Origin of the sequence: Collinsella aerofaciens, from assembly GCF_040915545.1 — a bacterium.
Taxonomy (GTDB): Bacteria; Actinomycetota; Coriobacteriia; order Coriobacteriales; family Coriobacteriaceae; genus Collinsella; species Collinsella aerofaciens_BE.
This window is the reverse complement of sequence record NZ_JBCPDH010000012.1, coordinates 12,634-25,498: the sequence shown is the minus strand read 5'-3', so window position 1 is coordinate 25,498 and position 12,865 is coordinate 12,634. Positions and strand designations below refer to the sequence as shown.

The 12,865-nt window shown below is 60.5% G+C and carries 13 protein-coding genes; all 13 read right to left on the bottom strand.

Annotated features, from left to right (window positions below; translation table 11 throughout):
• Window positions 1-2: 2 nt before the first annotated feature.
• The 13 genes from AB5202_RS05430 to AB5202_RS05370 all read right to left on the bottom strand — a co-directional run bounded on the left by AB5202_RS05430 (window position 3) and on the right by AB5202_RS05370 (window position 12,726).
• Window positions 3-1,364, bottom strand: coding sequence for a M50 family metallopeptidase (locus AB5202_RS05430; protein ID WP_368143745.1), 1,362 nt, complete (start codon window positions 1,362-1,364; stop codon window positions 3-5).
• Between the two features lie 25 nt (window positions 1,365-1,389).
• Window positions 1,390-2,577 carry a 1-deoxy-D-xylulose-5-phosphate reductoisomerase gene (gene dxr / locus AB5202_RS05425; protein ID WP_368143744.1) on the bottom strand — a complete coding sequence of 396 codons (1,188 nt, stop codon included), beginning with the start codon at window positions 2,575-2,577 and terminating at the stop codon, window positions 1,390-1,392.
• A complete protein-coding gene (locus AB5202_RS05420) occupies window positions 2,577-3,476 on the bottom strand; it encodes a phosphatidate cytidylyltransferase (protein ID WP_271736527.1) in 900 nt (299 codons plus the stop codon). Before AB5202_RS05420 ends, dxr begins: the two co-directional genes overlap by 1 nt.
• Before the next feature lie 2 nt (window positions 3,477-3,478).
• A complete protein-coding gene (gene uppS, locus AB5202_RS05415; RefSeq protein WP_055309876.1) occupies window positions 3,479-4,273 on the bottom strand; it encodes an undecaprenyl pyrophosphate synthase in 795 nt (264 codons plus the stop codon).
• Between the two features lies 1 nt (window position 4,274).
• Window positions 4,275-4,811 carry a ribosome recycling factor gene (gene frr, locus AB5202_RS05410; protein WP_006236112.1) on the bottom strand — a complete coding sequence of 179 codons (537 nt, stop codon included), beginning with the start codon at window positions 4,809-4,811 and terminating at the stop codon, window positions 4,275-4,277.
• Window positions 4,812-4,813: 2 nt separating this feature from the next.
• A complete protein-coding gene (gene pyrH, locus AB5202_RS05405) occupies window positions 4,814-5,536 on the bottom strand; it encodes a UMP kinase (protein WP_035138557.1) in 723 nt (240 codons plus the stop codon).
• A gap of 117 nt (window positions 5,537-5,653) precedes the next feature.
• A complete protein-coding gene (gene tsf / locus AB5202_RS05400) occupies window positions 5,654-6,523 on the bottom strand; it encodes a translation elongation factor Ts (RefSeq protein ID WP_022094736.1) in 870 nt (289 codons plus the stop codon).
• A 45-nt stretch (window positions 6,524-6,568) separates the two neighbouring features.
• A complete protein-coding gene (rpsB, locus tag AB5202_RS05395) occupies window positions 6,569-7,297 on the bottom strand; it encodes a 30S ribosomal protein S2 (protein ID WP_006236109.1) in 729 nt (242 codons plus the stop codon).
• Between the two features lie 219 nt (window positions 7,298-7,516).
• A complete protein-coding gene (locus AB5202_RS05390; RefSeq protein ID WP_368143754.1) occupies window positions 7,517-8,425 on the bottom strand; it encodes a tyrosine recombinase in 909 nt (302 codons plus the stop codon).
• 8 nt (window positions 8,426-8,433) lie between these two features.
• A complete protein-coding gene (gene trmFO, locus AB5202_RS05385; RefSeq protein ID WP_368143742.1) occupies window positions 8,434-9,771 on the bottom strand; it encodes a methylenetetrahydrofolate--tRNA-(uracil(54)-C(5))-methyltransferase (FADH(2)-oxidizing) TrmFO in 1,338 nt (445 codons plus the stop codon).
• A gap of 14 nt (window positions 9,772-9,785) precedes the next feature.
• Window positions 9,786-10,721: a DNA-processing protein DprA gene (locus AB5202_RS05380; protein WP_368143741.1), complete on the bottom strand. Its 936-nt coding sequence runs from the start codon at window positions 10,719-10,721 to the stop codon at window positions 9,786-9,788.
• On the bottom strand, window positions 10,718-12,241 hold the full coding sequence (locus AB5202_RS05375; RefSeq protein WP_349127543.1) for a YifB family Mg chelatase-like AAA ATPase: 1,524 nt from the start codon (window positions 12,239-12,241) through the stop codon (window positions 10,718-10,720). Before AB5202_RS05375 ends, AB5202_RS05380 begins: the two co-directional genes overlap by 4 nt.
• Complete coding sequence (locus AB5202_RS05370) at window positions 12,241-12,726, bottom strand: YraN family protein (protein WP_368143740.1); 486 nt, start codon at window positions 12,724-12,726, stop codon at window positions 12,241-12,243. Before AB5202_RS05370 ends, AB5202_RS05375 begins: the two co-directional genes overlap by 1 nt.
• Window positions 12,727-12,865: the final 139 nt, after the last annotated feature.

Sequence of the window (12,865 nt, the reverse complement as noted above, 5' to 3'; positions counted from 1 at the left end):
CCCTACAGAATAAATCGAAGGATGTCGGAACGAAGCATATAGACAAACAGCAGCGCAAAGAGCGCGATGCCCACATAGCTCACAATCGTCTGGACCTTGAGAGGTAGCTCGCGGCCCGCAATCTTTTGAATGATCTCGATGACCAGCTTGCCGCCATCGAGTGGTGGGATGGGCAGCAGGTTCATAAAGCCAAGCGAGAACGAAATGAGGGCGGCAAACGAAAGGAACGTGGCAGGGCCGGCAGCAGCAGCCTGTGAGGACATAACGCTAATACCCACGATCGACGAGGACTGGTCGAGAATCTCCATCGTATGCTGCGGCTGGAGTAGGCGCATCACGCCCTCCGCTGTCTGCACGACATAGGAGAAAGACAGGCGAGCCGACGTGATGAGGTCTAAACGGACCACCTGCGTAGAGGCATACACACCTAGGCGCTCATCCTCTTTGAGCGCAACCGTGGTCGAATGCTGCTTGCCGTCACGCTCGTACTCGATGGCGATATCGTCCTTACCGGCAGCCTTGCCGATGGCATCGTAAACGTCCATCCAGGTAGAGCACGATACTCCGTCAACCGAAAGGATCGCGCCGCCGCCCTCGATACCCGCCTTGGCGGCAATAGACCCCTCGTCAACCTGACCGATCACGTTGGTATCCATCGGCACGGTGACACCCGTAATGGAATAGATGCTCATAAGGAGCAAAAAACCCGTCAGGATATTGACGAGAATGCCCGCGAGCAGCATAAAGGCGCGCTTGAGAAAGCCCTGGCCAAGATAAGTGTGCGAGCGCTCTTGCGCCAAGAAATCAGCCTCGCCGCACGGCAGCTCCCACACATCGCCCTCGGCAGTCGCATGCTCTCGATCGAACCGGCGGCCGTCAAAGGTGGTGTAACCCGCAGCGTCTCGAGGCAGTGTCTGATACTTAGTGGGATAGTAGCTCGGTGAGGGCTTCTCCCCTTCCTCATACCAAGGTGCGATGGAGCCCCAGCCCAGCAACAGAGCACAAGCCTCGAGCACATCCTCCTCGGAAAGCTCGAGCTCGACAGCAAGGTCGGCCACGGTCACGCGACCATGACGGTAGATAGCCGCGAGCACGCGATCGGCGCACGAGACATCGGTCGGATCCATACCGCAGATGGCAGCGTAGCCACCCAGCAGCAGCGGGGTCACGCCAAACTTGGTTCCAATGCGACGCGACGTGTAATGGATGTCAAAGCGGCACGGCAGGCCCAAAAAGAACTCGGTCACACGGACGCCGCAGGCACGCGCCGCCAAAAAGTGGCCACCCTCGTGCAAAAACACGAGGACGGAAAGCATCAGCAGGCCCCAAAAGACCGATGAAAGAACGCTCAGAACAGTATCCATAAAACGAAAAAGCAATCCTTATGGGTTAGGAACGGGTTGCGACGAGTACCTGCGCAGCCTTTTCACGCGCCCACGCATCGATATCGTGAAGTTGCTCAAACGAATCGACCGCCTGCACATCGTGGGCATCCATGCAGGATTCCACAATGCGATCGATATCGGTAAAGCTGCAGCCATCGCGCAGGAAGGCATCGACGGCGACCTCGTTGGCGGCATTGAGCACGCACGGCATGGTGCCACCCGTCTTGCCGGCACGCTCGGCCAGTGCCAGACAGCGGAAGGTATCCATGTCGGCAGCATCAAACGTGAGCTGCCCCAACTCGCGAAAATCGATACGAGGCGCCGGAGTATCCCAACGCTCGGGATACGAGAACGCGAACTGGATGGGAATACGCATGTCGGAAGCACCGAGATGCGCCATCACGGAGCCGTCGGAGAACTCGACCATAGAGTGAATCTTGGACTGACGCTGCACGACCACGTTAATGAAATCGAGGTCGCAGTTAAACAGATGCATGGCCTCAATGCGCTCCAGGCCCTTGTTCATGAGGGTGGCGGAGTCGATGGTGATCTTGGCGCCCATGGCCCACGTGGGATGTGCGAGGGCATCGGCACGCGTCACGCGGTCGAGCTCGTCGCGCGTGCGGCCAAAAAACGGACCGCCCGAGCAGGTGAGCCAAATACAATGAGCCTCGCGTGGGTTCTCCCCCAGATAGCACTGGAAGATGGCGGAGTGCTCAGAGTCGACTGGAATAAGCTGGCCCGGTTGCGCCAACGGCATAAGCAAGTCGCCACCGACGACGAGGGACTCCTTGTTGGCAAGGGCAAGGCGCTTATTTGAGGTCAAGGCCGCATGGCTCGCCTCGAGACCGGCGGCACCCACAATAGCGACGAGTACGCAGTCGACATCGTCGCGACGCGCGAGCTCGCAAACCGCCTGCGCGCCAACGCCGAGCTTCGTTCCCTCGGGCAACTCCTGCAGCACGGCGTCATCGCCATGAGCGACATCGGCCACGGCAACCGCCGAAACCGAGAACTCGCGGGCAGCGGCAACAAGCTCGGAGGTACTGGAGTTAACGGACAGCGCCGTCACCTGCAGGCGATCGGCATGCTGGCGGCACACATCGAGCGCCTGGGTGCCGATGGAGCCCGTACAACCCAGGATGGCAACACGGAGGCGTCCATCGGGGCCATACGTCATCTGGAATGACATTACAGCACGCCTCCGATCATCAGCATCAGCTGCGCGGTGATGCAGCCGAAGATAAGCGAATCGCTACGATCGAGCATGCCGCCGTGGCCCGGGATAAGGTTGCCGGAATCTTTGACGCCCACACCGCGCTTGATGCGCGACTCGATAAGGTCGCCGATAACGCCCAGAATGGACACGACCACGCCGCACAGCAGCGCATAGGGCAGGCTGAGCTTGAAGAAATGCGTCGCCCACAGGATGAGCCAAATCAAAACCGAGCCCAGGATGCCGCCAACAAACCCCTCCCAGCTCTTTTTGGGAGAGATCTTGGGAACCATCTTGTGTTTGCCGATACGGCTACCCACGATATAGGCAAACGAATCGGAGACCCAGAGAGACGCGCAAACACCCACCGAAAGCAGGGCGCCGGCAAAACCGGGCACGGCATCGCGCAGCAGCACGATAGCCGACAGCATAAAACCGGTGTAGATGGGACCCATGAGTGTCACGGCAACATCGGATATGCGGGTACGCGGCGACCAGACATACCAAATGCCCACAGCGAGCATCAGGGCAAAAAGCAGGGCATTCAGCAGCATCGAATCGCCCAACGCCGACAGCGGAAAGAGCACGGCGGCAGCGATACCCATGCGCTCGTTAGCCATCTTGCCATCGAGCCTTGTCATACGGAAAAACTCATAGCAGCACAGACCGCTCATGACGGAAACAAAGATGGCCGTGGGCACGATACCCAAAACCAGGCACAGGATAAAGACAACGGCGTAGACGATACCGGCGGCGGCACGGGTAATAAAGCCCGCCAGCCAAGAACCGGTGCCGCTCTTCACTGCAGGCGTTCCCGCAGTGGCAGCTTTGCGCGCAGGCGTCTTGGGAGCAGATGCCTTGGGACGATCGGACACGATTAAGCCTCCTCGGTCTTGCTCAGTCCACCAAACCTACGGTCACGGCCCTGATAGGCCAAAATGGCGTCGACAAGGCCCCAACGATCAAAGTCGGGCCAATAGGTATCGGTGACGTAGAATTCGGAATAAGCCACCTGCCACAGCAGATAGTTCGAAAGGCGCAGCTCACCAGAAGTGCGAATCACAAGCTCAGGATCGGGAAGGCCGGCGGTATAGAGGTGGGAAGCCACCATGTCGTCATCAATTGCGCCAGGATCGATCTTACCGGCGGCAGCGTCGAGTGCGATCTGACGGACAGCGCGGGTAATCTCGGCACGCGCGCCGTAGTTGACGGCAAGCGCCAGCGTCATGCCGGTGTGATTGGCGCACTCGGCAAGACCGCGTTCAAAAACGTCGCGGGTCTTCTTGGGCAGCGCGGAAATGTCACCCAAAAAGACAACGCGCACGTTTTCGCGCTTCAGAAGCGGCAGCTCGTCGATGAACGTCTTGGCAAACAGATGCATCAAGACGTTGACCTCATGCTGCGGACGGTTCCAGTTTTCGGTAGAAAACGCATAGGCCGAAAGCACGTCGACGCCCAGACGCACGCAGGCGGTAATAATCTCGCGAAGGGAGACGATACCCGCCTTGTGGCCCTCGGTGCGCGCAAGACCGCGCGACGTGGCCCAACGACCGTTGCCGTCCATGATGCACGAGATATGGTGCGGAATGTTATTGAGGTCAAGGTCGGAAAAACCGACGCCCGCAGGGGCGTCGGCAAAGTACTCGACCAGTTTATGCTCGTCGTATTGCACCTTAGATCTCCATGACCTCGGCTTCTTTTTCCTTCAGAAGCTCCTCGACCTTGGCGACATACTCATCAGTGTGCTTCTGGACCTTGGCCTGCTCGCGACGGACATCGTCCTCGGTGAGCTCCTCATCGCGCTCGAGCTTGTTGTTGAAGTCGCGACGGATGTTACGGATAGACACCTTGGCCTGCTCGGCGTACTCGCGGCACTCCTTGACGAGCTCGCGACGGCGCTCCTCAGTGGGAGCCGGGAACGGAAGACGAACGACGGTGCCATCGGAGTTGGGGGTAATACCCAGATCGGAAGCGCCGATGGCCTTGACGATAGCATTGATGAGTGCCTTGTCCCACGGCTCGATGAGCAGCATGTGGGCCTCGGGGGTCTTGACGGCGGCAACCTGCGTGACCGGCGTGGGAACACCGTAATAATCGACGGTGATGTCGGACAGAATGTTGGCATTGGCGCGGCCGGTACGGACCTTGGAGAAGTTATGCTTGAGGGACTCGAGCGACTTGTCCATATGGGCGGTGATGTTCTCTGCCATGCTTAATCCTCCTGATAGACGAGCGTGCCGACGGGCTCACCCGAAAGCGCGCGCTTGACGGTGTCCTCGCCATCGATGTTGAGGACCAAAATCGGCATACGGTTATCCTGGCACAGTGCCGTAGCCGTGGAATCCATAACCTGCAGACCGCGGACGAGCACCTCGTGATAGGTAATCTTGTCAAAACGGACGGCATCGGCGCACTTGACGGGATCCTTGTCGTAGATGCCGTCAACCTTGGTGGCTTTAATCAGAATCTCGGCGCCGATCTCGCACGCACGAAGAGCCGCGGCGGTGTCGGTCGTAAAGTACGGATTGCCCGAACCGGCGGCAAAAATAACGACGTTGCCCTTGGAAAGGTGGTTGATGGCGCGACGGCGAATATAGGGCTCGCAGATCTCGTTCATCTGGATAGCGCTCATCACGCGGCAGGGAACATCGTTATGCTCGAAGGCATCCTGCAGGGCGAGCGCGTTCATAACGGTTGCCAGCATGCCCATGTAGTCGGCCTGAGCACGCTCCATGCCACCGGCAGCGCCGGCCATGCCGCGGAAAATATTGCCGCCGCCGACAACGACGCCGACCTCATGGCCAACGGCGAGCAGCTCCTTGACCTGCTTGGCAAGATGGTCGGTAACCTTGGGGTCGATGCCATATTGGCCGTCGCCCATCAGTGCTTCGCCGGAAAGCTTAAGAAGCACGCGTTTATATCGGATGTCGGACAAAGCGATCCTCCTTTAATTAGACTTTCAATATGATATCAAAGGCTCTGATAAGAGCCATGAAAAAGCAGGCTGTGAGTAAAACCCACAGCCTGCTCATTACCAGCTACAAGAGCTTATTTACTCGCCACGGACCAGACGGTCAAAGGCAACGACGGTAATGGTGTCGCCGAGCTCCTTGGAGACCTGCTCAGCGTACTTCTTGATAGTGAGGGAGCTGTCCTTGATGAACTCCTGCTCGGTGAGCACGGACTGCTTGTAGAACTTCTCCAGACGGCCGACAGCCATCTTCTCCTGGATAGCCTCGGGCTTGCCGGACTCGGCAGCCTGGGCCATGTAGATCTGCTTCTCGTGCTCGACGGTCTCGGCAGGAACCTGATCGCGGGTAGCGCAGATCGGGGCGACGGCAGCAACCTGAAGGGCAACGTCGTGAGCGAAGGTCTTGAAGGACTCAGCCTGAGCGGTCTCGGCCTTCTCGAAGGCGAACTCGACGAGAACGCCGATCTTACCACCCATGTGGATGTAAGAAGCGAGCGCGCCGTTCTCGGCCTTGCGGGCAGCGAAGCGGGAGATCTTCATGTTCTCGCCCATGATGTGAATCATCTCGGTGAGCTCGGAGGAAACGGTCTCCTCGCCCATCGGCTTCTCGAGCAGAGCGTCGACGTCAGCAGGCTCGGTGGTAGCGACAACCTCAGCGACCTTGGAAGCAAAGCCAGTGAACTTGGCGTTGGAGCCAACGAAGTCGGTCTCGCAGGAGAGCTCGAGCAGAGCGCCGGTCTTGCCATCCTCGGAGACGAACGCGGCGACAGCGCCCTCGTTGGTCTCACGGCCAGCCTTCTTGGCAGCCTTGGCAAGGCCGTTCTTACGCAGAACGTCGACAGCGGCGTCCATGTCGCCGTCAGCCTCGACGAGAGCCTTCTTGCACTCCATCATCGGGGAGTCGGTCATCTCGCGGAGCTGCTTGACCATAGCGGCGGTAATCTGGGCCATTGTGGTTCCTTTCAAAGAGATGAAAAAGAATTAACTAAGACTGATTTACTCGGCCTTGGGCTCAGCGGCCATCTCGGCCTCGGAGACCTGCTCCTTGCCGGAGCCAGCGAGGCAGGCGTCAGCCATGAGCTCGCACATAAGGGTGACAGCGGAGATAGCGTCATCGTTGCAGGGGATGCCGTACTCGACCTCGTCGGGATCGGAGTTGGTGTCGATCAGAGCGACGACGGGGATGTTCAGGCGCTGAGCCTCCTTGATGGCGTTCTCCTCGCGCTTGGTGTCGATGACGAAGAGAGCCTGGGGCAGACCCTTCATGTCGCGGGCGCCACCGAGGTTGGTCTGGAGCTTGGTGAGCTCCTTGCCGAGAACAGCCTGCTCCTTCTTGGGCAGAACAGCCATGCGGCCGTCCTCGACCATGGCCTCGAGCTCCTCCATGCGGTTGATGCGGGAGCGGATGGTGACGAAGTTGGTCAGCATACCGCCGAGCCAACGCTGGTTGATGTAAGGCATGTTGGCGCGCTCAGCAGCGTTCTTGACGGCCTCCTGAGCCTGCTTCTTGGTGCCGACGAACAGCACGTTGCCACCCTTGGCGACGTTCTTGACGAAGGTGTAGGCCTGGTCGGCGTCGAGGATGGTCTGCTTGAGGTCGAGGATGTAGATGCCGTTGCGCTCACCGAAGATGAACGGCTTCATCTTGGGGTTCCAGCGACGGGTCTGGTGACCGAAGTGGCAGCCGGCCTCGAGCAGGGTGCGGATATTAATCTTGGTAGCCATGTTAAACCTCCTGTGGTTTGCCTCCGCGCGGGGTCATCCTCCAAAACCAACCCGGACATGTGCTACCAAAGCCCGGGCACCACGGTATGAAGTAGCCGCGCGTGCGTGATAAAAACATGTTGCCGTGAAGCAACCCGATGAATGATAGCAGGAATGCCTCTTCCTGCCAACCCGCAATCAAAACCACACACCTGAGTGCGGCGCGGGACGTCCCAGCCACTATTCGCCGCGGGGATGGGCTTGAGCCACAGCCCGCTTAAGCCGATCGGGTGTGAGATGCGTGTAGATCTGCGTCGTGGACAGGCTCGCATGACCTAGCAGCTCTTGAACCGAGCGCAGGTCCGCACCGCCCTCGAGCAAGTCGGTCGCAAAGGTATGGCGCATCGCATGCGGGGCGATGTCAGCCGGAATGCCGGCGAGCGTCGCCAGCGTATGGAACCGCCGCCGGAGCATCGCGGCGCTCATGCGATTGCCGCGCGCCGATATAAGCAGCGGATGCGGCCCGGTAGCGAGGTCGCGGCGCTTTGCCCGAGCGAGCAACTCCGGCCTCCCCTCTTCAATATAGAGACGCGTCACATCGAGCGCACGACGATACAGAGGAACGATGCGCTCCTTGCTTCCCTTGCCCCACAGGCGCAGCGTGCGCTCGGACCATGAGATGGATTCCACATTGAGCGCCGCAAGCTCTGAGATGCGGGCACCCGAGGCATAAAGCAACTCGAGCATCGCCGCATCGCGCAGTCCCGCGGGTGTTGAGGTATCAGACGTCTTGAGCAGCGCCTCGACCTGCTGGGTCGTAAGGACGCCCGGCAGGTCACGCGGCAGCTTGGGCGACGCGATCGCCGAGACCGCATCGCCCTCGACAATCCCCTCGGCAGCCATCCAGCGATAGAGAGATCGGATAGCCGACAGGTGCGCCGCAAGCGTTCGGGGAGCCACCTGCTCACGCGAAAGCTCAGCAAGATAGCGACGAATGGTGCGCACGTCGGCAGCGAAAGCATCAATATCCTCGCGCTCGCACCAGGCAGCAAAGCGCTCCAGTCTCGAGCCATAGGCCGTCACCGTGTTGGGAGAAAGCCCCTCAACGCGTGCGATATAGGCGATAAAAGAGTCGACGGTGTCGTACAGGTCAAAGGCTATGACCGGTCGCCTCCAAACAAGTCGGAACGCGTGGCCAAGTAGGCATCGAGGGCCTCGAGCGCACGGTCCGCATAGGCCTGATAGCGGTCGCGCTTGCTGCGGCGCTTACCGTCCTCGAGCGGCGGCACCAGGCCAAAATTAACATGCATGGGCTGATAGCCCACGGTGGCAGGATCGGTCGCATAGCCCACGAGCGCACCCAGGGCGCCCACGCGGGGCAACTCGACGGAATCGGCGCCGATAGCCTCTGCATAGGTGTTGAGCGCCGCGAGCAGACCTGTCGCCACGGCTTCCATGTACCCCTCGGTGCCGGTGATCTGACCGGCCAGGCGCACACCGGTACCGGGCACGGCAAAGGTGCCATCGAGCACATGCGGGGCGTCGACAAAGGTATTGCGGTGCATGACACCGTAGCGGAAGAACTCAGCGTTCTCCAGGCCCGGCACCATATGGAAGACGCGCTTCTGCTCGCCAAAGGTCAAGTTGGTCTGGAAGCCCACCAGGTTATAGGCGGTCTTCTCCTTGTTCTCGGCACGCAGCTGAATCGCCGCCCAGGGGCGACGTCCGGTACGCGGGTCGGTGAGGCCGACGGGCTTCATGGCGCCAAAGCGAATGGCGTCCTTGCCGGTGCGCGCAACTTCCTCGGCAGGCTGGCAGGCCTGGAACAGATCGCCGCCCTCAAAGTCTTTGAGCACCACGCGGTCGGCCGTGGTAAGCGCCTCGATAAAGGCCTCGTACTCCTCCTTATTGAGCGGAGCGTTGAGATAGTCGCCGCTCCCCTGCTCCTCGTAGCGCGACTGCGAGAACAGCACGTCCATATCGAGCGTGGAGGCATCGACGATCGGCGCCGCGGCATCGAAAAACGCAAGGGCATCGCCGCCGACGAGCTTCATGACCTCTTCGCTCAGCGCCGGTGAACACAGCGGGCCCGCGGCAATGACCACGTGGCCCTCGGGAATCTGCGTGACCTCGCCGTGCACGACCTCGATATTGGGACGAGCGGCAACCTCGGCCTCGACAAGCTCGGAAAACTTGACGCGGTCGACCGCCAAGGCGCCACCGGCGGGAACAGCCGCGCGATGGGCGCAATCGAGCAGGACTGAACCCATGCGCTCAAGCTCGGCCTTCAGCAAACCAGCCGCGGAATCCGGACGGGTCGACTTAAACGAATTGGAGCAGACGAGCTCTGCCAGGTGATCGGTATGGTGGGCCGGGGAGCTCACCTGGGGGCGCATCTCGCACAGCTTTACGGCAAACCCGCGATCTGCCAGCTGGATCGCGCACTCCGAACCCGCCAGACCGCCACCGATAACTGTCACCTGATCGAACTGCATCTGCAAACACCTTTCTAATTGACACGTTTTCCATTGTGACCGAAGGGTGTCTGGGCGTGAAGGGCAAACTTGGAGGGCGCATACCTTCCATCCATCATGCGCTCGATAAGGCCCTCGAGTTCAAGCGAACCCAAGAGTTTGAGTACGCCGACAGCATCGAGCGAGACGAGCGCCGCGATGTCGTCGACCTTGAGCGGAGAGGCGATGAGCGCATGCATCACGGTCTGCTGCGTTGGATCCAAGTCGGCAATGCCGGGAGCATCGGGGCGCGAGTAGCGCAGGGTTCCGTAGATGCGTGAGATAGCCATCTCGATAGATTCCTCGTCGACGATGCAGCAGGCACCGTTCGCAATGAGGTAATTCGTGCCACGCGACTCGGGCGATAGGATCGACCCCGGCACGGCAAGAAGTTCGCGCCCCAAATCCATAGCAGCCTCGGCTGTAGAAAACGTCCCAGAAGGCATACCCGCCTCGGATACAAAGAGGGCTTGCGACAGGGCCGCGATCACGCGATTGCGGCGCGGAAAGGCGAACTTGCGCGGACCCATGCCCCACGGAGAGATCGACACGACCGCGCCACCCGTATCGAGCGTGCGAGTAATAAGCCCCGCGCTCGAACGCGGATAGACCACGTCGGCGCCCGTCCCCAGCACCACGACGTGTTTGCCGCCGGCGTTGACCGCAGCCCAACCCGAGGCCTGGTCACAACCGACCGCGCCGCCCGAAACAACCGTCACTCCCGCCTCGATCGCCACCTTTGCCGCAAGCTCTGCCACGGCAAGACCATACGGCGAGGCCTTGCGCGCGCCGATGATGGAGAGCGCGGGCGTCGAAAGCACCTCGGGGTTGCCGCGCACATAAAGCGTCTGGGGTATATCAGAAAGCTCCAAAACGGTCTCGGGATACAACGCATCACCTGGATGCAGCTCGAAGGTCCCCTCAGCTATCATTGGTCCCTCCTTCCCTGGTACATCGCCGCCTCGAGCACGTGGTCCTGCGTCACTTGCTCGCTCTCGGCGACGTCAGCGATTGTACGCGCGATACGCACCAGGCGTACGATGCCGCGGCCCGTGAGATGTGTGCGTTTGGATAGGCCGAGTACGCATTTCTCGGCAGCATCATCGAGCTCGAAGGTCGAAACGACGCCGTCAATGGACCGCGTCTCGTCATCCTCGGCCTCGGCATCCGCATCGTCCATACGGGACTCGCGCCAGGCGCGAAAGGCACGACCGCGCACAACGTAGTCACGTAACTCGGCCGACGACATACCCTCCGCACCCTCGATAATCACTTGAGGGTCGGGACGGGTCACATCGATCATCATGTCGATACGGTCGGCCAAGGGACCGCGCAGTTTAGACCGATAGCGCTCGACCATCGCCGCCGAGCAGCGACACGGTACCTCGCGATCGCCCAAAAAGCCGCAGGGGCAGGGATTGCTCGCAGCCAGCAGCTGAAAGCGCGACGGGAAGGTAAAAGCCCCGTCGACGCGTACGATCCTCACATAGCCGCGCTCGATGGGCTGACGCAGCGTCTGCAGCACGCCAGTGGGAAACTCGGCTAGCTCGTCCAAAAAGAGCACGCCGCCATGAGCTAGGCTAATTTCGCCCGGATGCACTGGACGTCCGCCGCCGATGAGGCCCGCGGTCGAAATGCTGTGATGCGGGCTGCGGAAGGGGCGATGCCCCGCAAGCAGTCCATCGATGTTCTCGCCCAAGACCGAATGGATGCACAGCGCCTCTTGCTGATCCTCGAGAGAAAGCTCGGGCAAAATGCCTGTCATGCGCCGCGCAAGCATGGTCTTGCCCGAACCAGGCGAGCCGATCATGAGCAGTCCGAGCTCGCCGGCGGCCGCAAGCGCCATGCCGCGCTTGGCGACCTCCTGTCCCAGTACGTCGGCATAGTCGAGCTCGGGCTCAAAGGTCGCCTCGACACCCTCGGAATCCAAGTAGTGCCGTGCGGCATCGCCCATGCCGTGAGCAAGCTGAGACAGATGGTCGATAAAGCCGCAATCCACGCCCGCGAGTGGCACATGCTGGTCGGACCTGCCGGCGATAAAAGACAGCCCCATGTCGCGAGCCAATAGCTGAAACGCCACCTCGCCTTTGACAGGAAGCACCGTGCCGTCCAAGCCGAGCTCGCCGGCGATAAGACAACGATCGAGGTTGTCGCGGGGAATCTGACCATCGGCCGCTAGAACCGCGATGGCGATGGGCAGATCAAAGCCGCTACCGGTCTTGCGAATATCGCCGGGCGCCAGATTGACCGTAATGCCCGAGCGCGGGATCTCAAAGCCGGCCGAGCGCATCGCACAGCGAATACGACCACGTGACTCCATCACCTCCATACTCGGGATGCCGAGCATCTGAATGCCCGGAACGCCGCCGGCAAGCGAGACCTCGACCGTGACGTGAATCGCCTCGACGCCGCGGATGCAGGCCGCGTGAACGGCAAACGTCTCGAACGCCATCACGACACCTGCCAATCGAACGCGTTGTACTGGTGCTCGATCTCGGCGATATGCCCGTCGCGGATGGTGACGCCCACGGCATCGAAGCGAATCGCCTTGAGCGGATAATGCTCCATGAGATAGCAACTTGCGATGCGGCGGTAGCGGCGTTGCTTTTGGGCGTCCACGGCCTCCTCGGGAAAGACCCGCGTGTTGCAATCCAGCGCAACGCGTCTGGTCTTGACCTCGGACATCACCACGACATCGTCGAGCTCATCGAGCAGCACCAGATCGGCCTCGCCCTCGGTGCAACGATAACCCTGCTCCAGCAAGGTGTAGCCGCGCTCGTTAAAGTAGTCGATGGTGATCAGCTCGCCTAGCATGCCCAGCTCGCGGGGACTGAGTCCCTTGATAAACTCGGGCGTCATCGCCCCACAGTCGAGCTCGCCGTTTTCCCAACGCTCCTTGAGCTGCTGCGTCTTGCTCTTTTTGCTTGCGGCACTCATGGGGTCTCCTTTCCCGCACACTGCATTGCCCCGATGATGAGGGCACCTTTCATGCGGGTAAGTACCGGAAGCAAACCAAAAGCTGACCAAATGCCGTCAAAAAACGGGCCGTACGCAACAATGGTGTTGCATACGGCCC